The sequence below is a fragment of the Microcoleus sp. PH2017_08_TRC_O_A genome, assembly GCF_020738665.1.
Taxonomy (GTDB): domain Bacteria; phylum Cyanobacteriota; class Cyanobacteriia; order Cyanobacteriales; family Microcoleaceae; genus Microcoleus.
Window position 1 is genome coordinate 38606 of record NZ_JAEQCE010000014.1, and the last position, 22505, is coordinate 61110.

Below are 22505 nucleotides of genomic sequence, written 5' to 3' on the forward strand. Positions count from 1 at the left end.
TGCGGAAATGCTTTAACGTAAAATAGGGTGAACCTATTGATATTACTACAATCTACCACAGTCTACTAGAATATTTCAAATAATTGTCTACCTTAGATAGAGTGTTTAGTTGTTTTTTAGAACTAGACCTGACACTGACGCTCGTCTCACGATCCCCCGGTAGCAAGTTTTTAGTAACCTGTTGTCGATTTAAATTGTATATTTGAATTCTCTATTCCCCTTCACGGTTACATTTTCTCCCCGACGACCGAGAATCTCCCTCTCTCCCCCGAATATCGCAGACAATTTCGGGATTGCTACTGCTTATCCTCTCTTGTGGTCAGGACTCCAACTTGTACCATTTTAGATTTTAGATTTTAGACTGGGGACGATCGCTCGGATAGGGGTATGAAGGTGGACTGAGGTTGAGGGCAGTTCCATTACTTTTTGTAACTGCTATGGGAGTCCCGGAGCCTTGACAATTATTTTCTTTCTTGCTCTTAGAGTCAAGCAATGTTGATTGACCTACTCGGGCCTTCCCATTCGGATCGGAGTACCCAATATAGCGGGGATGGTTGGGGATTCGCCATTCTCAGTTTTGACCGCTATCGAGCTGGTGTCAGAGGCTTGAGAGTTCGCCCGGATAGATTTGACCCGGCTGAATTCTGAACGATCTGCCTTTGTGAGCGATTATAAGGAAAAGTATGACTGTGAATCAACCTTCTCGCGGCGGGTAAATAGACAGGTAGGCACAAAGGTCGGCAACATAGAGTAGCAAAGAAGCGGAGTAATTCGAGGGAAACGGAGTAATTCGGAGTACCCTGCTACACCAGATTTCACACACACCAAGAGTGTGATAGCCGCTGGAGGGTCATGACTCAATCAATTCGGGCAAGATTCAAGCGTCAGGGGAGGAACATCGCGTAGCTTCTGAACGTGGAACACCGCACCCTGGTAACAAGCCTGTAAGCCAATCGATGCAAACATTACCAAGTCCCCAGATGCAGAAATGCAAATTCAAGCTAATTACGTTTTCCTGTTGAATCACGACAGGACGTTCCTCAACATGGTGCATCCTGCCCGTGCTAGAGAGCTGTTGACCAAACAAAAAGCAGCGGTGTACAGATCATATCCGTTTGCGATCGTCCTCAAGCAACAGATTCTCAATCCCACACTCAAACCCTATCGGCTCAAAATAGATCCAGGTTCTAAATGGACGGGTTTCGCCATTCAATGCGGTGAAGATATTGTCTTCGGCATGGAACTAAAGCATCGAGGATTGCAAATCAGCGCTGACCTCAAACAACGGGCTAGCGTGCGAGGCTCGCGGCGTTCGCGCAATCTTAGATATCGAGCAAAGCGTTTTAATCGAAAGCAGCCTACAGGATGGTTAGCCCCCAGCTTGCGACATAGAGTTCAAACGGTAGAAACTTGGATTAAGCGATTCATGCGCTACAGTCCCATCACTGAGATTGAGATTGAGCAAGTCCGGTTTGACACACAACTGATGCAGAATCCTGAGATTAGTGGAGTGCAATATCAAGCGGGTGAACTGGCTGGCTATGAGGTGAAGCAATATCTACTAGAAAAGTGGGAACAAAAATGCTCGTACTGCGGTGCAACCGATACCCCCCTGGAAGTAGAACACATTCAGGCTAAATCAAAAGGTGGGTCAAACCGAGTCAGCAACCTTGCTCTTTCCTGTGTTCCGTGCAACCAGAAGAAGGGGAATCGCGATATCCAAGATTTCCTTTCGGGCAAACCCGACCTGCTACAACGTATTCTTGCACAAGCCAAGCAACCCCTTAAAGATGCAGCAGCAGTGAATTCAACCCGTTTTGCCATTGTCAGGATGGCAAAAGAGCTATGCGACACGGTGAAGTGTTGGACGGGCGGCAGAACTAAATTCAACCGCACTCAACAGGGCTTAGAGAAGTCACATAGCATTGATGCCGCCTGTGTCGGGAAATCTGGTCGCTCGATTCAATTGAGAACAACTCAGCCTCTGATTGTCACGTGTTTTGGGCACGGCACAAGGCAGGAAATACGAGTCAACAAACACGGGTTCCCAGCAGTGAAAAATACACGAGTACGATACAAGCACGTCAAAACAGGCGATACAGTTAAGTTCACGCTGGATACTGACCGCAAGAATTCACGAGCCGGAACCTATACGGCGCGAGTGAAAAAACCTACTGCAAAGGGTTTTGAGGTTTTAATTAATCAGTTTCGTATTGGAGTTTCTACCATAAAAAACGTGAAGTTTATTCACCGACAGGACGGCTACTCATATCGATTTTAGTTCACTCCGTTTCACCCCAGAATACTCCGATATTCTGCTATCTAGTAATTAGACATAAGGACTCATGGCTAAACAACTCAACCTACTTTCCGGGCAAGTAATTTCTACGCCTCTGCACGCCGAGATGCAGCAATCGTACCTCGAATATGCCATGAGTGTGATCGTCGGGCGAGCTTTGCCTGATGTCCGCGACGGTTTAAAACCTGTGCACCGTCGAATTTTGTACGCGATGCACGAACTCGGTTTGACACCAGACCGACCTTACCGCAAGTGCGCCCGGGTAGTTGGAGATGTTTTGGGAAAATATCACCCCCACGGCGACCAATCGGTTTACGACGCTCTGGTGCGAATGGCTCAGGAGTTTTCGAGCCGCTATCCTTTGCTGGCGGGTCACGGCAATTTCGGTTCGGTGGACAATGACCCTGCTGCTGCGATGCGCTACACGGAAACTAGACTGGCATCGATCGCCCACGAAGCCATGCTAACCCAAGTCGGTGACGCAACTGTTGATTTTACTAATAACTTTGACAGTTCGCAGCAGGAACCGACGGCGCTCCCTGCTCAGTTGCCGTTTCTGTTGCTCAACGGTTGTACTGGCATTGCTGTCGGGATGGCTACTAATATCCCGCCGCACAATTTGGGCGAGGTGGTAGACGGTTTAATTGCTTTGATTGAAAATCCGGAGATCTCGGATGAGAAGTTGATCGAACTAATTCCGGGCCCAGATTTCCCGACCGGAGGGGAAATCGTCTCTACAGAGGGCATTGTTGATGCCTACACTAAGGGTCGAGGTAGCATTGCGGTCAGGGGTATAGCTGGGGTGGAAGAAGTGCCTGGGAATCGCAAGGTACGAACTAAAACGGCGATCGTCGTGACGGAGTTTCCGTTTCAGGTAAATAAGGCAGCTTGGATTGAAAAGGTGGCGGAGTTGGTGAATGCCGGCCGCCTCGACGGTATTTCTGATTTGCGTGACGAGAGCGATCGCGAAGGCATTCGAGTTGTAATTGAACTTAAACGAGAATTTACTCCAGAGGCGGTGCTGGCTCGTCTTTACCAACAAACTGACCTGCAAACAAATTTTGGCGCGATTTTGCTGGCAATTGTCAACGGTCAACCCCGACAGTTGACCTTGAGACAATTGTTGCAAGAATTTCTCGATTTCCGAGAAGTGACTCTCACCCGCCGCTACAATTACGAGTTGCAGGCGGCAGAACGTCGCTGTCACATTGTCCAAGGCTTAATGTTGGCTTTGACAAATCTTGATACTGCGATCGACATTCTCAGAAATGCTCCTGACGGGACTACTGCTAAGCAAACTTTCCAAGTTCGCCTTAATCTGAGCGAAAGTCAAGCTGATGCGATTTTGGCGATGCCGATGCGTCGGCTGACTGGTATGGAAAGGCAAAATTTGCAGTCTGAGTTGGATGAGTTGATGGGGAATATTCAAGAATTGCAGCGGTTGTTGAGCGACAGGCGCGAACTTTTGAAGGCTTTAAAGAAGGAATTGCGATCGCTAAAACGCAAGTACGCTGACGAACGTCGCACTAAATTTGCCAATGGAACCGGACGCGCCAGAACTGCTCAAACACAACCGGCTGGCAAGAAAAATGCTGGTGTGAAGCCTTTGTTGCCGGCAACAATTTCACCTAATTTATTGCCCGATATTGAACCGGAGGAAACTATTGTTGAATTTTCGCACAAGCAGTACGTGAGACGATTGCCCGCTGCGGAACGCCCGCGCTCGAAAAGTCGCGAAAAATCGGTTTCAGCTTTAGAAAAAAATGAAGATTTTATTGTGACGGCAAACCTGACAAAAACCGATCGCACTTTGGTCGTCTTAATTCCTAACGGCAAAGCTTATCCGCTGAAAGTGGCTGATATTCCTAGTAGCAGCCAAAAAGACCGGGGAACGCCGATTGTTAGTTTGTTGTCGCCCAGTGCTACTAAAGAAAGTGCAGGTCGTGCTTTCTCGGAAATCACAGTTGCACACTTTATTTTGCCGGAAAATTCGGAGGCTGCGGATTTAGTAACTCTGACTCAACAAGGCAAAATTAAGCGCTTGCCGATGCAGGAATTTGCTGAGCTGACTAATCGCGGCGTGACTGTTGTTAAACTCAAGGAGGACGATCGACTGCGTAATGCTAGTCTCAGCAAAGTTGGCGACCAAGTGGTCGTCGCAACTTCGGGAGGTCGAGTCCTCCGATTTGATGTTGATGACGAACAACTGCCGCCCATGGGCCGCACCGCCCAGGGTTCTCAAGTCACCAGGTTGCGGAAGCAGGAACAGTTGGTGGGTTGTATTACGATCGACCGGGAGGACAGTCTGGTGCTAATTTCGGAGTTGGGTTGGGCTAAACGAATGCCTGCGGGTTCTGTCAGGCTGACTAACCGCGGCGAAATTGGCACTCAAGCTTTTCGCTTTGCAGAGCCTAAAGATGCTTTGGTTGGATTGCTGCGGGCTGTTCCGGGTACGGATGTTAAACTTTTTACGACTGCTGGCCGCCTGCTGCGATCGACTACTGATGCTATAGCTTTTTGGGGGAAGGATGCTCCGGGCGATCGGGTTTTTGACCTCAATCCTGGTGAAAGAATTATCAAGGTTATCAGTAGTCAATAGTCAATAGTCAGTAGTCAGTAGTCAGTAGTCAGTAGTCAATAGTCAGTAGTCAGTAGTCAATAGTCAGTAGTCATTGGTAATGGGTAATTATTTGGGGAGCATCTCAGTTTTGTTTTTATAGTGCTGTCCCCGCTCGCGAGGGTTAGATCGGCAAGCGACCGGGGACGATCACACTAAAAGAAAAAATTATTTTTACAAAAATGAAATTCTCCCATTATTCTTCCCTCTTCCCTCTTCCTTCTTCCTTCTTCCTTCCTCCAAATCTAAAATCTAAAATCGTTTGATGGCGCAAGTTGTATTAGAAAATATCTACAAAAGTTTTCCCCTCCGCCAAGGAGAACAGGAAAAAGTAGCAAACAACGTCGCAGAAAGTGTCTCAACAGAGACTCCTAGCTCTTCGTCTAACACTGTTTTGCGGCGGATTAACCTGACCGTCCTCGACGGGGAATTCATGGTGTTGGTGGGGCCTTCGGGCTGCGGAAAAAGCACTTTGCTGCGATCGATCGCAGGTTTGGAAGTTTTGACAGCCGGCAATATCTGGATTGGCGATCGGCTCGTTAATGATTTACCTCCAAAAGACCGAGATATCGCTATGGTGTTTCAAAATTATGCTCTCTATCCTCACTTAACAGTCTACGATAATCTCGCCTTTGGATTGCGCCGCTCACAGAAGGAAGAAGTCCGAGGGAAGAAGGAAGAAGGAAGAGGGAAGAGGGAAGAGGGAAGAGGGAAGAGGGAAGAGGGAAGAAGGAATGAGGAAGCAGAGACAGTGACAGTGACAGAAAAAGGAAGAAGGGAGAAGGTAGAACTAATCAGGAATAAGATAGAAGAGGCGATCGATTATTTAGCTTCTAATACTGTAAGCAAAGAGCGAATATATACTTTAGGGGAGGACTTTTTAGTGGGAGCAACTCGCAAGCTTCCTCCGGGTTTGCGCTATTTGTCGGAACGGGAAAAGGCGGTAGGAGAAAGAGTTAGGGCGGTTGCTCAATTATTGCAAATAGAACCGCTTTTAAATCGCTTGCCGAAACAACTTTCGGGAGGACAAAAGCAGCGGGTGGCTTTGGGTAGGGCGATGGCTCGAAATCCTGAAGTGTTTTTGATGGACGAACCGCTATCGAATCTTGATGCGAAGTTGAGGGCGGAAACTCGATCGCAAATTGTGCAGTTGCAGCGGCAGTTGGGCACTACCACTATTTATGTGACTCACGACCAAACTGAGGCGATGACTATGGGCGATCGCATTGCGATTATGAATGCTGGCCAGCTTCAGCAAGTCGCTAAGCCTCTAGAGCTTTACAACAAGCCAGCTAATCTATTTGTGGCTGAGTTTATCGGTTCTCCGCCGATGAATTTTTTGCCCGTGCAGTTTACCGCGCCGCTGTTGATTTCTCACCCGCAGTTTCGCTTTACTTTACCCGATATTTGGGCGAAAAATCTACAAAAATATGACGGGCGAGGACTGATTTTGGGCATTCGCCCGGAACATCTCAGCATTAACCCTCCTGCTACCAAAAATTTGTCGGTACAAGTGGAAATTGTGGAGGCTTTGGGACACGAAACTTATTTGCGGGTGTGTTTGACTGACGATCGGGCTGTGCGGATGCAGGTGCGGGTGCCTCCCGAGCGATCGATCCGTGTTGGCGAGGAGCTTTGGCTGGCGATCGCCCATGACAAAATTCACTTGTTCGATCCTGATACCGAATTGGCGATTTTTCCTCGGTAGGAAACAGGAGAAAGGTCGATCGACCTTTGCGATCGATATCACGCATCACAAACTTGCATTTTTTTCAAGTAACTGTTATATTAATTAACATGAGCCTTACAAAAGTTAATGAAGGGAGTTCGCACTATGCAAGAACAAAAACGCAACGCTTGGAACTGGGGCTTCAGCGCAGGTGCTGAAAATTGGAACGGTCGTTTAGCAATGATTGGTTTCTCTGCCGCTGTCATCATTGAATTGGTTTCCGGTCAAGGCGTGCTGCACTTCTGGGGCCTGATCTAATTTTCTAGTTAAAACTTTTCAGACACTGCAAAGCTTGGGAGTTCTTTTGGGGACTCCCAAAATTTTGCCCGTGCGTTTTTAGCAGCGCAATTTTTGCAGGAGAATTTACCCGCAGCAAATAGCTAATTGCCGTCGTGCATTGAGCAGTACAATGTTTAACAGCGATCGCTCTTTTTGGGGTAGGGGGTTCCACCCCAAAAGAGCAAATCACTCTTTTGGGTGATGCGAGACAAATGCTCTAGCGGATATATTCTTTTAAGATGCTGTTACGGTTGGGATGGCGCAATTTCCGCAGGGCTTTAGCCTCGATTTGGCGAATCCTCTCGCGAGTGACGTTAAAGATTTGACCAATTTCCTCCAAGGTCTTCATCCGTCCGTCATCTAAGCCGTAACGCAGCCTCAGTACATCCCGTTCTCGGGGGCTGAGAGTGTCCAAAACGCTTTCCAAATCTTCCCTGAGCAAGTTCTTTGAGACTTGATCTTCTGGCGTTTCCCCGTCAGATTCAATAAAGTCTCCCAGACGCGAGTCTTCCTCTTTGCCGATCGGAGTTTCTAAAGAAATTGGCAACTGTGCGGATTTAGCAATAAAGCGCAACTTCTCGATGGTCATCTCCATCTTGGTGGCGATTTCTTCTTCCGTAGGCTTGCGGCCCATTTCCTGAGAAAGCAGCTTGGTAGTTTTTTTGATCCGCGAGATGGTTTCGTAAAGGTGAACCGGGAGGCGGATAGTCCGGGATTGATCGGCGATTGCTCTGGTGATGGCTTGACGTATCCACCAAGTTGCGTAGGTGGAAAATTTGTAGCCTTTTTCGTGGTCGAATTTTTCAGCAGCCCGGATTAGACCCAAAGAGCCTTCTTGAATCAAATCTTGGAAAGACAAACCGCGATTCATGTACTTTTTGGCGATCGACACCACCAAACGCAGGTTTGATTGCACCATCTTCTCCTTGGCGCGCCTACCAACGTGGAGTCGGTGACGGAATGCAGGTAGTGCCATGTCTACAGCAGTAGCCCATTCGTTGTCTTTAGGTTCGCGGTCTAACTCTTCGAGCAATTGTTCTCGAACTCGCTCCAATTCCAGCAAATCTGCAATCTTGCGGGCGAGTTCAATCTCTTCGTCTGCTCGCAACAGTCGAATCCGACCGATTTCTTGCAGGTAGAGACGAATAGAGTCTTCTGTATAATGCTTTTTCTTTGCCTGAGCCCGACGGCGGGCTTTCGCGCCTTTGCCAGCTTTAGTGTCGTCCTCCTCAGACGGGTTGTCTAGAAAATCTTCTCGATCGTCTTCTTCGTCGATAAAGAGTTCCAACTCGCTCTCAGGTAGAACGCTTTCGGCGTTCCTCAGCAACTCGATAGTTTCCATTTTGGGTGTAATTTTGGTTTCGAGTACGGTGTTAGCCTGGATCATGCCGCCTTCCTCATGCTCCTGAATTAAAGAATAAATAACAGTGGAATAGTGTCTGTTTGTAGTTTAGACAAGTTAGCCAGTATTGACATTCCCGCAGGAAGAAATCGTGGAATTTTCGGTCTGCTAAGTGAAGCAGTAACCGAAACCGCACCAATTTTATGAGTCAAAGTTCGAGCTCTGGGAAAGAAGTAGCCAGCGCATTCACTCGATCGCCGACTTTAACGTCGCAACCTCGGATTGAGCGTGCGGCTTTTTCTTGTTTGGGCTAGTTAACGCATCGTCTGCGATACCTGACCCAGAAAAGCAAACCCGGAGATGCGATCGCACCTCAAAAAATACTGGCTTTTTTACTCGGCACTTCGATGTTTTACCCGTACAAGTTTTCTGGCACGGAACCCTCTAACTTTTCTGTTATGGGTGTCCAACTTTTGATTTGCTTGCTGCTTTCACTCTGGTCGTCAGACATCACAGTTGCACGGCAAATTTTCGCCACCTTGGATGCGGGTCTGCTGCCTCAAATGTAACAGCAGAGAGTCGAAGCACCAAACTGTGAGAATCGGATCTTGGAAAGACCCTTACGATTGTAGCCGTTCTCACAAAAAATGGAAGTTGTTTTCCGTTTTTTGTCAAGAACCTAGAAAACTTTGTCAGCTTAGCTTGACAATACTGACTCATGTCTGGCTCAGCTAAATCCTGAGAACGGCCCGGAAAAACTTGGGCGCGATCGAACGGCGCTGTTTTGTGTGGATATCTGGGTTAAAGGCTGCGGCGCAGTCTGCCAGAGAGTTAGCAGACAATTTTTGACTTGCCGGAATTGAGACCAATACAATCCGTGTAGATGCACCCATCTTTACCCTGTTTCCCTGAATTGAATCATACGCAATCTGCGATTGAATAAAGCTTGTGAGCTTTAGTTGTAAGTCGGCAACTCTCTCATGAGAGACCGACGATCGCCCCCAATGAAGCGTTGCGGGTTTAGTAGTGCAACAGGGGCTTTCTTTGTTAAGTTAGCTCAATTTTGAAAAATTGGGGCTGCTTTTGACATTACATCACATTAAGTTCGTAACGTCACATTCTCATTTAAGCTTGTCTGTGAGCTTTGCGGTCTCAGAGATAACAGCCAGAATGAGAAAGTTTGCTAAGAGTTCGCTCCTGCGGTAATTGTTACGCTGCGAACTGTTCGGGGATTGCTTGTCTCTCTAGCTAATATCTACATTCATTTTAATCTCAGAAACAACTTAAGTCCAATATTACTAAGTTTACCTCGATCTCGCCGAGGCAGATCTTCCTCACGGGCGATCGCCTCCATGGCGACACTTGATGGATTTGAGAAACTCCAAGCTCTCTTGAGAGGAGCTAGCCGTTCAACCGACACCTGTTCCCTCAAAAAATGCGATGGTAGACCCGCGATCCCAACCATCATGGTATAGCTGATTCCATCGAAAATCTCAAATCGAAAATTGTCTGACCTGATTGTTGAAAAGACGTGCAACTTTATACTTAATTAAAAAATATCCGCTGCAATATAAAGACGCGATGAACCTTTTCTCCGCAATACTAAGTAATATTACGGGATGACCTGCTGTATTTAAAACCAACTCATGCTATTTTAGATGCAAGATTGGGGATTGGGCATGGGGAATGATTCATGGGATCGGGACTAGGATCTGACAAAACAGTTGTCTTCTGTTGGAAAACAGGGAGCGGCAAAACCAGACTCAGGCTTAAGTATAAAGGTTGGTGGCAAGGACAAAAAATTTGCCGCCATCATTATCCTATTAAAAACAACTGTGCAACCGATCGCGATCGCCACTCCTGTTGGGCACTCAATCACCGCTTGGCGACTCCAAACCTCCGACAACCGCGATCGAATAATTAAACTGACTCAACTGCACGATAATAAAAAGCTTCAAGGGCTGCGACGCAAGTTTTATCGCCGTACAGACGCCCTTGTCTTTGCAAAATTCGATCGGCAATACTCTGCCTCCATTCCGATTCTAAGCCCAGCCTCACAGCTATTTTTACGTATTCTGCTGCGGTTTGAGCAACTGTTTCGGTCACTCCGAGCATTTCCAAAATCCCAGAGGAATGGCGGCCCCGCATAAATTCTCCCGGACAAGTGACAATTGGTAAATTGCAGGCGATCGCTTCCAAAGTCGTGTGACCTCCAGACCAACCGAAACTGTCGAGAAAAACATCAGACAAAAGTTGAAGATTCCAATAAGCTTTCTCATCCATTTTAGGTAAAATCGCGCAAAAATCAGCGCTATCCAAACCGTACTTAGCAAAAGTCCGCTGGAGGCGCTGCTGAAACAGTTTACCAATATCAACATTCGGACGTGATATAAAGGCAAACTGAGCTTGAGGAACCTGTCGGGCAATTTCCGCGAATATGTAGTCGTGCTGCGGCAGGTATTTGCAGAGAGTTTGACAGCAGAGATAAACAACAGCCCCCTCCCGCAGGCAAAAATTTGCACGAGTGGCCGTTGTGCTAGGAATCGTGGGCTGCGGGTAAGAAATGCCAATATTCGGCAAGCGAATTAATTTTTCTGAATAGTGCAAAACAGCATTTTCCGGTTCCATCAAGTCGCTGGAGAGGAAGTAATCGACGGTGGGCAATCCTGAAGTCACCGGATGCGCCCAGGAGGTACACTGAATGGGAGCAAGGCGCAAGGCTGCAAGTTGAGTCATTTGCGGTTGCAGCCCAATATCGAGGAAAACCAGTACGTGTAATTGGTCAGCAATAATTTGTTGGCAGATTAATTCTAAGTTGCCGGGGATGTAGTGGAAAGTATCGCTGTAAAATCGGAACTGTTGAGTAAATTTGTCTTGCGTCTCAGTAATTTGATAGCAATATACTTCAAATTCGCTGCTGCTGTGTTGCAGCCAGCCGAGGGTTAATTTGCCGACTGTATGTCCCCACAAGCAGCCAGAGATGTAGCCGATGCGAATTTTGCCGGTTTGGCTGGGGGGAGGTAGCGGTAAATCCTTTACCCACTGCGGGTAGTTAGCAGCCATGACTTTGCGAACAAATTGCCCGTACTGTTTCTGGATATCTAAGTCGTTGCCGCCTTGGTAAGCTAGAAAGAAGTTGGTGTGCTGACTGATAATTGTTAAGGCTTTTTGTTGGCCTGCATCTGTATCGAGGTTGGTTTGTTGGATTAACAGTTTGATTCCCGTCTCGAACCGATCGCGATAAACAGCTATTTCCTCTACACTTTGATAAATCACCGGCAGAATTAAATACTGTCCCGGATTAAAAAAGCTGTCTTCGGGAAATAAACTCGACGCATCGGTCGCAATTGCGATCGCTTCTGAATTTCTCCCGGATGCTACCAAAGCCAAGACTAAATTGCGGTAAAGACTGGCGTCTGCTGGATAAAGCTCGATCGCCTCCCGGCAAACTTGAATGGCGGCTGCATATTCATCTAAATGTTGGTAACACTCAGCCAAATTCAAGTATAATTGAAGGTCGCCTGTTTGAACTTCTAAAAATTTCCTGTACTCGATAACGGCTTGTTGATATTCACCGCGCCCATAGCAATCGTTGCCAAAATAAAGGTATGCTTGAATTGGGTCATTTTTGAGACGGCGGGCAAAGTCGAGATTGGCGACAACTTCAGCAGCATCGGGCTGCAATTGCAGGGCAGTTTCGTAAAGCTCGATCGCGCGATCGACTTCTGTTTTCGACAGTAGCAAGTTTCCCAGATTCAGATAGCTGCCAAAATGAGCGGGATTAAGTGCGATCGCTTGACGGTAAATTGACTCAGCTCGATCGACATCGCCGATTTGTCCTAAAATATTGCCTAAATTATTATAAGCATCAATGCAGTTGGGTTCGAGGGCGATCGCCTCTCGATAAGCTCTTACGGCACCGATAACATCCCCGGTTTTTTCCAACACCAAGCCCAAGCTGTAATGAGCGCCAGCTACGGAGGAATCCACCGCCAAACATTCGCTCAGCAGATCTTGCGCTTCTCGATACCGCTCTGTGGCATAATAAAGTGTACCGAGATTTTGCCAAGCATCTACTTGATTTGGATCGTACTGCAAAACCTGCTTGTACTTCTCCTCTGCTGCTATAAATTGTCCGGCTTGGTGCAGGTTTAAAGCTTGACTGTACAGCTCTGCGGTGATTTTTTTTCGATCGGATTGCTGCAAATCGTAAATTGATTGAATCGCAGCTCGACTGCCCAATTGCTGAAAAGTTGACCACTCGTAATTGCCGGATGTATTGACGACATCCCAACTAAAAACCTGCAAGCCATTCCAAGCATCGCTAAATTCAGGTGCAGAAAAATCAAATAGCAGTTGGCATTGAGGGTGGGCGGCGATAAAATCCCAGTTGGCTTGACGCGGAGTCTCCCAATTGCTATTGCTGACGACAATCAGTGCCGAGTCTGCTAAAAAAGGTTTGGATAAAAGTAAAGCTAGTAAGTGCGATCGATAATCGTGAGCGGCATCATAAAACAATACACCAATGCGATCGGCAGATTGCATTTCCCGCAAATCCCAGAAAAATTCCTCAAAATTTTGATTGCAAAAAACAACTTGTTCCGATATATTAAAGTTGGCTAGGTTTTCTCCTAAATTATCGCTGCTGTCGCCAAAAGTATCAAATTCCGAAAAGTCATCAACGGCACAAGCGGTTATTTGTGAATGATTTAGCAGCGTACCGATTAAGCTGCCGCCTTGAAAGCAGCCGATTTCGCAGTAAATTTCTTCGGGAGACATACATTCGACAGCAAAATTTAGCAACTGCATTGCATTGGCTGTCGTTGTGGTTTGCAGAGAGTTGATTATTTGCTGAAATTGACTGGATTTTGGTTCGGCTTGCGGTGTCCCCCAGTTATTGTACAACTCGGATATGTGTTCGAGAAATGTTTGGTATTTCATCTTTTGCGTTTGCTTGTCAAACAGTTCGTAGTCAGGACTTTAGTCCTCGGAAAAGAAAGGACCCAAGTCCGAACGATCAAACCTTTTTAGACTAGAGTATTGAGAAAGGCAAGGACTGAAGTCCTCACTACGAACCTTTTTTAGGACTATAATTATAAGAGAAGAAAGGACTGAAGTCCTCACTACGAACCTTTTTGTAGGACTATAATTATAAGAGAAGAAAGGACTGAAGTCCTCACTACGAACCAATCTTTCCTATTACTGCTGGTTCCGCAGCCGGGGATTGACAAATTCGTTCAATCCTTCTCCCACCAAAGACAGCCCAACAACCATTAAAGTCATTGCCAAACCGGGAAACAAAGCCGTCCACCAAATGCCCGTAGGTAGCGCATCTAAAGCTAAACGCAAATCGTGTCCCCATTCCGGAGTTTCTTCGGGAAGTCCCAAACCGAGAAATCCTAAGCCTCCTAATGTTAGAATTGCATCGGCGGCGTTGAGCGCGAACAGCACCGGTACGCTCTGAATTACGTTGAGAAACAGGTAGCGCGACAACACTGTCCAAGTGTCAGCACCCATGGCGCGGGCGGCTTCGACAAATAATTCGGTTTTGACGCTGGCGGTGTGATTCCTGACGACGCGGTAGTATTGAGGGATGTAGGAAATGCTCAGGGCGATCGCAGCATTCAATACTCCTTTTCCCACGACAAATGCTAAAGTTAACGAAAGCAGCAATCCCGGCAACGTATAAATTGTATCCATTAAAAATAACAGCACGCGATCGAGCTTGCCGCCCAAATAACCGCTAACCAAACCCAGCGGCACGCCGATAAACAAACTCAACGCTGTGGCTAAAATCACGACTTGCCAAGCCGCCCGCGAAGCAAACAGCGTGCGCGAAAAAACATCGTAGCCGCTGCGGCTGGTACCGAACCAATAATTCGCCGACGGCGGTTCGTGAATCGGGTTAATCAAAGCATCGGTAGGATTTTGCAGCCATCCCCAACCTTGCATGACGGGAGATAAGGTTGCTACTATGATAAATAAGGCAGTTATTGCCAAACCCGCCCACATCATTTTCATTGACAGGCTTGACGGTGAGGCAATGTTGAGAAATCGCGGTAATTGAACTTTGTTTAGTGTCATGTTTAGCCGTTTACTGATTGAAGCTTTGTCGGATTTTTGCTAAATTTTCCTGGGCTGCTGTGCAGTTTTCATCGAAAGTCAGCGCTAGTTCAAATGCCGATACTGCATCCGACCAGCGCTTCAGGTTAATATAAGCTAGACCCAAACAGCAAGCCGGGTCGGTGGTGGTGAAACTTGGCTCGAAAGGCTCTCTTGTATAGTAGCTGTTATCTTTACCCAGTTTCAGGCAATTCTCAAAGTAAGCAACGGCACCTAACGGAAATCCTAGATTAATTAATGTCATGCCAGCTATATAATTTAGGGGAGGATAGTTGGGACACCATTCTAGACCTCGCTGACACAGTAACACGGTTGTTTCGTAATCTCGATTTTGGAGCGATCGCCCTGCTAAAGTAAAAACTAAGGAGGGAATGAAACCAAATTCTTCTGGAGGGTTGCCGTCTATCAAATGCGGAAACAATCTTTCTAATGCTTCCTCCCAGCAGTCTCGCGCTTTCTCGTCCTCGCCCGCTGAGCCGTACATCCCAGCTAGGGAGTACAATAGCATGAGACTAAGCCCTTCTTCTTGTCGGGCCAGCTCTAAGATGGGAATATTGCGGTTGACAACTTTGGCGGCGACTTGTTGGTGGCTGTTAGCGTGATGCAATACTCTGACACTATCTAAACTGCTGACTGCACTGTCGCTAAAACTGCGGTTTTGATACTGGATTTGCTCGTGAAAACGACCGACATATCTAATTTCTGGGAGATTGCGAAACAAGCGGATCATGTGTAGCGGAGTCATTCCCGCTTGATGCCTTACTTCTGTTCTAATTATTGAATAAGCCAGCGCTTCGGGCTGCGATTTGAGGGTTTCTCTAAAATCTACTGATGTGACAACTAACTCCTCATCTGCATCCAGCACTAAAATCCACTCACCCGTCACTAAAGATAAAGCATAATTCCGCGCCGTCGCAAAATCGTCGCACCACTCAAAATATCCCACTTTTGCTCCGTACTGAGTGGCAATTTCCGGCGTACCGTCCTGAGAACCCGTATCGACTACAATTATTTCATCAACGTAGGGTTGAACGCTAGCCAAACAGCGCGCTAAATTCTCGCTTTCATTTTTGACGATCGCACAAAAAGATAAAAATGGTTTTTGTCCGAGTGCTGCCCTAATGCTCATTTTTTATCCTGATATCTTGCAACTCAAACAAGTTAGTTGTCGCTGGGAAGGTAGAGTGCGGCTAAAATGCTTGGTAGAGCAATAAGATCTCTGCCAACACTGAACTCATCAATAAATGTTTCCGTAAAAACGTCGCCGTAAGGCAAGAGTAAATCCATTAGGCTTTCTGGAGTGTACTTGCGAACGTGCTCTGGTTCTTCATCAGGGCCGAGGCAATCGTTGGGTACGGCAAAAAAAGCTCTGCCGCCCGATCGCAACACCCTAACTATTTCTATCACGCACGCTCGATCGTCGTCGATATGTTCCAAAACTTCTGTTGCTACTACAACATCAAAACTGCGATCGGGAAAAGGAATTTCGGGTAAAGTTGAGACTACCCCTGAGATCTGTTTGGGAAGTTGGGCGATCGCAGCTTCGGAAATATCTAACCCAGTTACTGAATTGCCAAACTCTAACAACTGAGAAGCCAGGACACCTGAACCGCATCCGAGTTCTAAAACTTCCAGCCCGTGTCCGACGGCCCAACAAACTCTGCCGAAGCAGCCGGGATATCGACGCCAAGTTCCGCGGCCTTCTTCTTGCCAAATCTTATTCCAGTAGTCTGGCTGGAGATTCAAGTTAGTTTCTGTCATCAGAAAAATGGGTAGAAGCCCCGTCTTTCTAGGAGGGCTTTATATTGTTTTTTTTGAATAGACTTGAATTGCATAAGTCTTCGATCGTTCCCGAAACCGCAGATGTCAGACAGATAAAGACAGATAAACGCAGATCGTTTCAGGGTATTTTTCGATTTTGGCAATTCAAGTCTAATTATGTAGGCTTTCGAGTTCCGGTATGCGATCGCCTTGGGATTGGTTAGTTCGGCGTGCCTTTGTGCTGCACTTGCAACGGGACAGTTATGGTTTCAAATCTTCCAATCCTGGAGGTTCCGGACGCGATCGGCAAAGTTTAGCGGTCGTACTTGTTCCGGACAGACCGACGCAGTTCGATCGACTCGGTTGCTGGGTAGATTTTGCTCAACAATCTGCTCGATCGGCGCCAGTCATAATTTTATCAAACATCGACCAGGCTGGTAGTGAGGAATGCAAGTCCGCCGTTCGTAGTGAGGAATGCAAGTCCTTCTGTGGGGGAGACTGAAATTCTCACTAGCAACCAATCCGATCGCAGTCATCCTCTGCCGACACGAGCTTACAAATTGCTGGCAATTAACTCGCGGTACTGGCTTTTCGGCTTAACTCCCTTAAGCTCAGTCACCAAAGCTTTATCTTTAAAATACTGAATCGTCGGCGTACCAATCACGCCAGCATTTTCAGCAATTTCGGGATCTTCTTCGATGTCAATTTCCACGTAGTGAATTTTGCCCTCGAACTCATCTATTACTTTGCTCAAAATCGGTTTGAGACTGTGGCAAGGGCCACAACTCGGAGCCGAGTATTTAACTACAATCAGTCGATCGCTCTCGTGGAACAACTTCCGCAAAGCAAAACCTCCTTCGTGGCGAGTGTCGTTGATATCAAAGTTCTCGCTGGTTTTGCGTACTTTTGGAGCGGGCGGCGCTGCTGCTTGCTGCGATTCCTTGGTTTGATGGAATTCCTGAGTCAAGCCGTTCGATGACAGCCACCTTTCGGCTAGCATCGCCCCCATACAGCCGCTACCGGCAGCAGTGATGGCTTGACGAAACTCGTGGTCTTGCACGTCGCCGACAGCATACACTCCATCGACGCTGGTTTCTACCGAACCGTGTTTCGTGGCGATATAGCTTAGTTCGTCGAGTTCTAGCTGACCTTGGAAAAGCTGAGTGTTGGGAGTGTGACCGATCGCGTAAAACAAACCCTTCACCAGCAAATCGCTCTCGGCGTCGGTCTCAATATTTCTAATTCTCAACCCATCCATCTTGCTCCCCGGCACTCCCAAAACATCCACAGCTTCGGTGTTCCAGTGCACGGTGATTTTAGGATTGCTCAGCACTCGGTCTTGCATGGCTTTGCTAGCGCGCATCTGACCGCGCCGCACCAACATATGGACGTGAGAGCCGTATTTTGTCAGATAAATAGATTCTTCTGCTGCGGTATCGCCCGCACCGATGACAGCTAAATCTACTCCTTTAAAAATTGGGGTGGCGCCGTCGCAAATCGCACAGGCAGAAATGCCGTGACTCCAAAATACGTGCTCGCTAGGCAAACCCAATCTTTTCGCCGTCGCGCCTGTAGCAATTACTATCGTGTGGGTTTTGATTTCTCGATCGTCCGATCGCACTGTAAACGGCCGCTGGGTTAAATCAACGTAAGTTACATCTTCTGTGTATAACTCCGCACCCCAGCGCACTGCTTGAGCTTTCATCCGATCCATCAGTTGCGGCCCGGTGATGCCTTCGGGAAAGCCGGGGAAGTTTTCGACTTCTGTGGTGGTCATCAGTTGACCGCCGGGAATTCCTCCGGTTTGGTAGCCTTCAAAAACGACTGGCTTCAGGTTGGCTCTCCCGGCGTAGATGGCTGCTGTGTAACCTGCGGGGCCAGAGCCAATAATTACTAGGTTTTCTACGGCTTGTTCAGTCATAGCTGCTTACTTGAACTCATAACGACTTCGTTTAATCTCAATTATAACAGAGATGGAGAAAGTTAGATCGAGCTTATTTCTATTGTTGAGCGGTTGAGGGCGATCGGGACAGCAGAAGCAATTTTGATAAGTAAAAACAATAGAAAAAGTAATTTTGTTTTAAATGTTCAATCAATCTCCAAAAATCCCCAAAATTACCACCCTTCACTATTGATTCCATTCTCATTTACTTGACGAATTTGCGCCGTTTGAGCTATTATAGGATTCTGATACTCAAGGGGTGCTATAACTATTTTTGCTTTTATCGCCTGAAACTCTTTAAAATCGTTAAATAAACGAACTCTGCCAATATTAAAAATACAAGTTTTTGTGCAAAACAGGCATTTTATAGGTTAATAATTGTAACGGAAATTTTGGCAAATTTGACAAAATACCCTATCTATGATATGCAAGGTGGGTCGGAGCAATGGAATTGAGATTTTTAACCGCAGATGTACGCGGATTAACGCAGATAAAATGGATCGAACAAAGATATTGTTTGTGTGCAGCCAGAATAAGTGGCGGAGTTTAACGGCCGAGAAGATCTGCGAGAAAATTAGCGGGTACAGCGCGCGATCGGCTGGAACCGAAAAAGGTGCGAGAATTAAAGTAACTGAAGGTTTGCTCGGTTGGGCGGATTTGATATTTGTGATGGAAAAGAAGCATGGGGATCGACTTCGCAGCAAATTTCCCGACAGTATTAAGGACAAGGAAGTTATTTGCCTGCAAATCCCGGATAATTACAGATATATGGAACCGGAGTTGGTGGAGCTTTTGCAGGCGAAACTCAGCCCCTATATAGAAATCCCAGATGACAAGATAAATTTTATGGAGCGAGTTTTGGAACCGGAGGTGATGGATTCCTTGGAAGAGGCGATCGAATACGATTCGATGGACTTCACTGAGGTTAATGCTGCGTTTGCCAAGAGTGCGGCTGCTTTGGGGCCGGTTTTTGGAAACGTTTTGGACGCGGGTACGGGTACGGCGCGAATTCCAATCGCCCTCACTCAACTGCGGCCGGAATGGAAATTGACCTGTATTGACTTGTCGGCAAATATGCTGAAAGTTGGAGCGCAGAATGTGGAAAAGGCTCGAGTGCGATCGCAAATTAATCTCGAATTAATTGATGCTAAAGCCATGCCTTATCCCGACAATAGTTTTGACATGGTGATTTCCAACAGCATTATCCACCATTTGCCCGATCCGCTGCCGTTTTTACGCGAAGTCCGGCGGGTTTTGAAGCCGAACGGAGCAATATTTTTGCGGGATTTACTCCGGCCCGAAACACGGGAAATTAGGGATAATTTAGTCGAGCTCTATGCGGCAGATTGCAACTCGCATCAGAAACAACTGTTCAGCGATTCGCTACAAGCGGCTTTTACCCTGGATGAGATTGAGACAATGGTGGAAAGTGCCCGATTGGAGGGATTGAGGATTTATGAATCTTCGGACAGGCACTGGACGGCCGAGCGGGTTTGGATGTAAAGTGTGGATTGTGCGATCGAACTAAATTTTTCCTAGTCGCTCCAGAATTATCTCATATCCCATCAAAGTTGTTCGTAGTGAGGGCTAAAGTCCTCAAATTTTGATGAGGACTAAAGTCCTGACTACGAATCAATTTTTGCCGCTTATCTACTTAATCAACTTTTGAAATTTTGATGAGGACTAAAGTCCTGACTACGAACCAATTTTTGCCGCTTATCTACTTAATCTAACTTTACAGTATCGAATATGACCCGATCGCGCCCTGCGTCTTTTGCCTGATAAAGCGAACGATCGGCTGCTGCAATCAAATCTTTTTTTGAGATTGTCGGTACAGGAACCGTACTCGCTACTCCCAAACTTAGTGTAACACAAGGGGATACTGGCGAGTTAATATTTTCAATTGCCATTTTTTTCACCGAGACTCTAATATGTTCTGCAATCGAGACAGCAATCTTTGGTGAAGTTCGAGGCAAAATTACCGCAAATTCTTCACCTCCGTAACGAGCCACCAGCATTTCCTCCCAAACTTCGCCTGCCGAGTCATTTACCGCCTCAACAATTTTTTGTGCTACCTGCTGCAAACAAGCATCTCCCGCCTGATGTCCGTAACTATCGTTGTATTTCTTAAAAAAGTCAATATCACATAAAATCAAAGATATTTCTGCTGCTTCTTGTCCCAATCTCTGCCATGTTTTATCTAAATATTCGTTAAAACAGCGGCGGTTTGCTACCAAAGTTAAACCATCGGAGTTAGCAAGGCGATACAATTCGGAATTAGCTGTTTTTAATTGAGAATTAGCTGCTTCTAGTTCAGATTGTATTACCGATAAATTGTAATAAAGCTCGCTAATATACCAAGTAGCTTGTTGGTGAATTTGAGCTAAAGCTACCAATACTTGATGCACGTCTAACAGTCGGTAAACTTGAGGTGCTAACTGCACAACAATCGGCTCGTAAAGTAGTTCCGGCGGCCGCTGCACGGCTCGCTGAGCAGCCATGACAATTAAGGCTACTTCTGGTAAAATCAAAGTATCGGTTTGAGCTATTTGATACAAAGCCAGAATTGGTCTGCAAGCAAATATATCTACTCCGTATGGGCGACTCATCCTTTCCATAAATCGCCTGCGCGATATCATTCCTAAAAAATCTCCATTTACCGTCAAGATAACTCCCGGAAGCAGGGGGTGAGATTGAAACAACCGAGCTACGTCTTTGGCTAGGGATGAAGCTTCAATTTGAAAATTAAAGACAGCCAGATCCTTAAGAGTAGACTCTAAAGTTAAATTTTCAGGTGGTTTTTCAGGGAAGTTAGATGGCGCGATAAATTCCACAGACACAGCGCATATCCGAATGAACAATACAGCAGCAACAAATCTAGTGTCAGCTCTTGAATTATCTTAACATTTATTTATTAGCATTGGCTGTATTCTTGACTACAGTGTTTGTTTGAGGAGGGGCTGATTCGTTAGCTTCGGCAGTGTGGATTGCATTGGTTCATCCTCGCTTAATAATAGACTTATAGTATTCTTGATTTTTTTCTTGTTGGCTTGTTGTCGCGCAAGAAAAGGTTTCTGCGCCCGCCCTTAACTCATGTATGGCGCAGACTAACTCAACAAAATCAGTTTTTAAGCCGAGACGAACTCGTAACTAAGTTGTGCGTAAAAAACGCGGTTTCTTTGCCATTCCTCAAATCAAAACCTAAAGCCGCGAAGGGTGGTGAGAAACCCAGCAATTTCACAATTACCAGAAAGAATTGGTTGAAAGCCGGAACGTTTTTCGGGAGAAATTAAAATCAGACTATTCATTACTCCAATCCTCGGACTTAAGGGTAGAGATCACTCTCAAACTCTCAACTGTCAACTCTCAACTGTCAACTCTCAAACTGTCAACTGTCAACTGTCAACTCTCAAACTGTCAACTGTCAACTGTCAACTGTCAACTCTCAAACTGTCAACTGTCAACTGTCAACTGTTGAACTCACCAACCCCAAGTTCCGATTCCTCCCTTAAAAGGGCCGACAATATCTTTGGTAATCCAACCTCCGTAAAAATCTCCTGGTTGAGATTCCACTAATTCCCCGTCCACATAACAAGCATCCATCTGGCTCGGATAAACAGCCACGTAATCTTTAATAGCTGCAAAAACCTGATTGGGATGAGGATAAAACCAAGCAGCATTTACAACTTCCTTCGACCCTACCGTCACAGTGTAATAACCCGCTTGTCCCTTCCACTCGCACCAAGATCCCCGTGAAGTTTTATGCAAATATTCCATTTGGATGTCCTCGGGAGAGATATAGTAGGCTGGAGGGTGACTTGTCTCCAATACCCGAAACGGGCGGCGCGTATCGGCGATCGTCATTCCGTTAAAAATAATCTGTACGTGTTTGGTCGATTCCTCAAGACGAGGGGGGCGCGGGTAATCCCAAACCGACTCTTGACCGGGGCCTGGCTCTATGCGATCGAGGTTCACTTGTACAATCTCCCCTACAAAAAAACAATTAGCAACTTAGCATTACAATTTAATGTAGCCTTAATCTAGTCGCTTCTTCAGACTTGCGCCAGCTTTCTTAAACTCTCCATTATATGAGCATTCGCGGTATAGATGTTTCCGACTACCAGCCCAACGTCAATTGGCAAGCCGTTGCCAAGGGAGGCATTCTGTTCGCATTTGTCAAATCGACGGAAGGTGCAACATTAGTTTCCCAAACTTTCGCCCGGAATTGGGGGGGAATTAAAGCTGCGGGGATTCAACGCGGTGCATATCACTTTTTTCGACCGGAAAGCAGCGTTCAAGGACAAATAGATTTGTTGGCTCTCCAGAACTTATGGTGATAATTTTATCTAATGCAAGAAACAAGCTAATACGCGATTTCTAAAATTATCAAAATTAGAAAAGCCATACCCTTGT

At 46.5% G+C, this 22505-nt stretch carries 16 protein-coding genes and 1 pseudogene; 8 read left to right on the forward strand and 9 right to left on the reverse strand.

Annotated features, from left to right (window positions below; translation table 11 throughout):
* Positions 1 to 988: 988 nt before the first annotated feature.
* The 4 genes from iscB (at position 989) to JGK22_RS06420 (ending at position 6903) form a co-directional block, all read left to right on the forward strand.
* Positions 989 to 2281, forward strand: coding sequence for an RNA-guided endonuclease IscB (gene iscB / locus JGK22_RS06405; RefSeq protein WP_293178516.1), 1293 nt, complete (start codon positions 989 to 991; stop codon positions 2279 to 2281).
* 64 nt (positions 2282 to 2345) lie between these two features.
* Positions 2346 to 4898 (forward strand): DNA topoisomerase (ATP-hydrolyzing), encoded by a 2553-nt coding sequence (locus tag JGK22_RS06410; protein ID WP_293189378.1) that lies wholly within the window; start codon positions 2346 to 2348, stop codon positions 4896 to 4898.
* 283 nt (positions 4899 to 5181) lie between these two features.
* A complete protein-coding gene (locus JGK22_RS06415; RefSeq protein WP_293269336.1) occupies positions 5182 to 6624 on the forward strand; it encodes an ATP-binding cassette domain-containing protein in 1443 nt (480 codons plus the stop codon).
* A gap of 126 nt (positions 6625 to 6750) precedes the next feature.
* Positions 6751 to 6903, forward strand: coding sequence for a chlorophyll A-B binding protein (locus JGK22_RS06420; protein ID WP_293178506.1), 153 nt, complete (start codon positions 6751 to 6753; stop codon positions 6901 to 6903).
* A gap of 238 nt (positions 6904 to 7141) precedes the next feature.
* On the opposite strand, the gene rpoD is transcribed toward JGK22_RS06420, so the two are convergent.
* On the reverse strand, positions 7142 to 8311 hold the full coding sequence (rpoD, locus tag JGK22_RS06425; RefSeq protein WP_293178503.1) for an RNA polymerase sigma factor RpoD: 1170 nt from the start codon (positions 8309 to 8311) through the stop codon (positions 7142 to 7144).
* Between the two features lie 686 nt (positions 8312 to 8997).
* Positions 8998 to 9159 (reverse strand): hypothetical protein, encoded by a 162-nt coding sequence (locus tag JGK22_RS06430; RefSeq protein WP_293178500.1) that lies wholly within the window; start codon positions 9157 to 9159, stop codon positions 8998 to 9000.
* Positions 9160 to 9959: 800 nt separating this feature from the next.
* On the opposite strand from JGK22_RS06430, the gene JGK22_RS06435 reads away from it, so the two are divergent.
* Positions 9960 to 10190, forward strand: coding sequence for a hypothetical protein (locus JGK22_RS06435; RefSeq protein ID WP_293189374.1), 231 nt, complete (start codon positions 9960 to 9962; stop codon positions 10188 to 10190).
* On the opposite strand, the gene JGK22_RS06440 is transcribed toward JGK22_RS06435, so the two are convergent.
* The 4 genes from JGK22_RS06440 to JGK22_RS06455 form a co-directional block, all read right to left on the reverse strand.
* Entirely contained in the window at positions 10187 to 13207 is a 3021-nt protein-coding gene (locus JGK22_RS06440; RefSeq protein ID WP_293312559.1) for a tetratricopeptide repeat protein, read from the reverse strand. The two genes, JGK22_RS06435 and JGK22_RS06440, sit on opposite strands and share 4 nt — an antisense overlap.
* 258 nt (positions 13208 to 13465) lie before the next feature.
* Positions 13466 to 14350 (reverse strand): ABC transporter permease, encoded by an 885-nt coding sequence (locus JGK22_RS06445; RefSeq protein ID WP_293185819.1) that lies wholly within the window; start codon positions 14348 to 14350, stop codon positions 13466 to 13468.
* 10 nt (positions 14351 to 14360) lie between these two features.
* Positions 14361 to 15518, reverse strand: a complete 1158-nt coding sequence (locus JGK22_RS06450; protein ID WP_293312561.1) for a glycosyltransferase family 2 protein — start codon at positions 15516 to 15518, stop codon at positions 14361 to 14363.
* Positions 15519 to 15550: 32 nt separating this feature from the next.
* A complete protein-coding gene (locus tag JGK22_RS06455) occupies positions 15551 to 16150 on the reverse strand; it encodes a class I SAM-dependent methyltransferase (RefSeq protein WP_293204760.1) in 600 nt (199 codons plus the stop codon).
* 199 nt (positions 16151 to 16349) lie between these two features.
* On the opposite strand from JGK22_RS06455, the gene JGK22_RS06460 reads away from it, so the two are divergent.
* On the forward strand, positions 16350 to 16652 hold the full coding sequence (locus JGK22_RS06460; RefSeq protein WP_293185823.1) for a hypothetical protein: 303 nt from the start codon (positions 16350 to 16352) through the stop codon (positions 16650 to 16652).
* 51 nt (positions 16653 to 16703) lie between these two features.
* Here JGK22_RS06460 and trxB read toward each other — a convergent pair whose 3' ends face one another.
* Positions 16704 to 18071, reverse strand: a complete 1368-nt coding sequence (gene trxB, locus JGK22_RS06465; RefSeq protein WP_293185824.1) for a thioredoxin-disulfide reductase — start codon at positions 18069 to 18071, stop codon at positions 16704 to 16706.
* Positions 18072 to 18587: 516 nt separating this feature from the next.
* Between trxB and JGK22_RS06470 the strand changes: the two genes are divergently transcribed.
* Positions 18588 to 19595 (forward strand): methyltransferase domain-containing protein, encoded by a 1008-nt coding sequence (locus tag JGK22_RS06470; protein ID WP_293204763.1) that lies wholly within the window; start codon positions 18588 to 18590, stop codon positions 19593 to 19595.
* 221 nt (positions 19596 to 19816) lie between these two features.
* Here JGK22_RS06470 and JGK22_RS06475 read toward each other — a convergent pair whose 3' ends face one another.
* Both JGK22_RS06475 and JGK22_RS06480 read right to left on the reverse strand, forming a co-directional pair.
* Complete coding sequence (locus JGK22_RS06475; protein WP_293204765.1) at positions 19817 to 20932, reverse strand: GGDEF domain-containing protein; 1116 nt, start codon at positions 20930 to 20932, stop codon at positions 19817 to 19819.
* Between the two features lie 640 nt (positions 20933 to 21572).
* The gene (locus JGK22_RS06480; RefSeq protein ID WP_293185828.1) at positions 21573 to 22067 is read right to left on the reverse strand and encodes a DUF427 domain-containing protein; all 495 of its coding nucleotides are present in this window, start codon (positions 22065 to 22067) and stop codon (positions 21573 to 21575) included.
* Positions 22068 to 22180: 113 nt separating this feature from the next.
* On the opposite strand from JGK22_RS06480, the pseudogene JGK22_RS06485 reads away from it, so the two are divergent.
* Positions 22181 to 22405, forward strand: a pseudogene (locus tag JGK22_RS06485) (glycoside hydrolase family 25 protein); the annotation flags it as partial.
* Positions 22406 to 22505: the final 100 nt, after the last annotated feature.

Excerpts from the sequence above, each read along its gene's own strand:
- JGK22_RS06420 (WP_293178506.1), top strand. The coding sequence starts at position 6,751 with ATGCAAGAACAAAAACGCAACGCTTGGAACTGGGGCTTCAGCGCAGGT.
- JGK22_RS06450 (WP_293312561.1), bottom strand. The coding sequence starts at position 15,518 with ATGAGCATTAGGGCAGCACTCGGACAAAAACCATTTTTATCTTTTTGT.
- iscB (WP_293178516.1), top strand. The coding sequence starts at position 989 with ATGCAAATTCAAGCTAATTACGTTTTCCTGTTGAATCACGACAGGACG.
- JGK22_RS06440 (WP_293312559.1), bottom strand. The coding sequence starts at position 13,207 with ATGAAATACCAAACATTTCTCGAACACATATCCGAGTTGTACAATAAC.
- JGK22_RS06470 (WP_293204763.1), top strand. The coding sequence starts at position 18,588 with ATGGATCGAACAAAGATATTGTTTGTGTGCAGCCAGAATAAGTGGCGG.
- rpoD (WP_293178503.1), bottom strand. The coding sequence starts at position 8,311 with ATGATCCAGGCTAACACCGTACTCGAAACCAAAATTACACCCAAAATG.
- JGK22_RS06455 (WP_293204760.1), bottom strand. The coding sequence starts at position 16,150 with ATGACAGAAACTAACTTGAATCTCCAGCCAGACTACTGGAATAAGATT.
- JGK22_RS06435 (WP_293189374.1), top strand. The coding sequence starts at position 9,960 with ATGGGATCGGGACTAGGATCTGACAAAACAGTTGTCTTCTGTTGGAAA.
- JGK22_RS06415 (WP_293269336.1), top strand. The coding sequence starts at position 5,182 with ATGGCGCAAGTTGTATTAGAAAATATCTACAAAAGTTTTCCCCTCCGC.
- trxB (WP_293185824.1), bottom strand. The coding sequence starts at position 18,071 with ATGACTGAACAAGCCGTAGAAAACCTAGTAATTATTGGCTCTGGCCCC.
- JGK22_RS06445 (WP_293185819.1), bottom strand. The coding sequence starts at position 14,350 with ATGACACTAAACAAAGTTCAATTACCGCGATTTCTCAACATTGCCTCA.
- JGK22_RS06430 (WP_293178500.1), bottom strand. The coding sequence starts at position 9,159 with ATGGGTGCATCTACACGGATTGTATTGGTCTCAATTCCGGCAAGTCAA.
- JGK22_RS06460 (WP_293185823.1), top strand. The coding sequence starts at position 16,350 with ATGCGATCGCCTTGGGATTGGTTAGTTCGGCGTGCCTTTGTGCTGCAC.
- JGK22_RS06410 (WP_293189378.1), top strand. The coding sequence starts at position 2,346 with ATGGCTAAACAACTCAACCTACTTTCCGGGCAAGTAATTTCTACGCCT.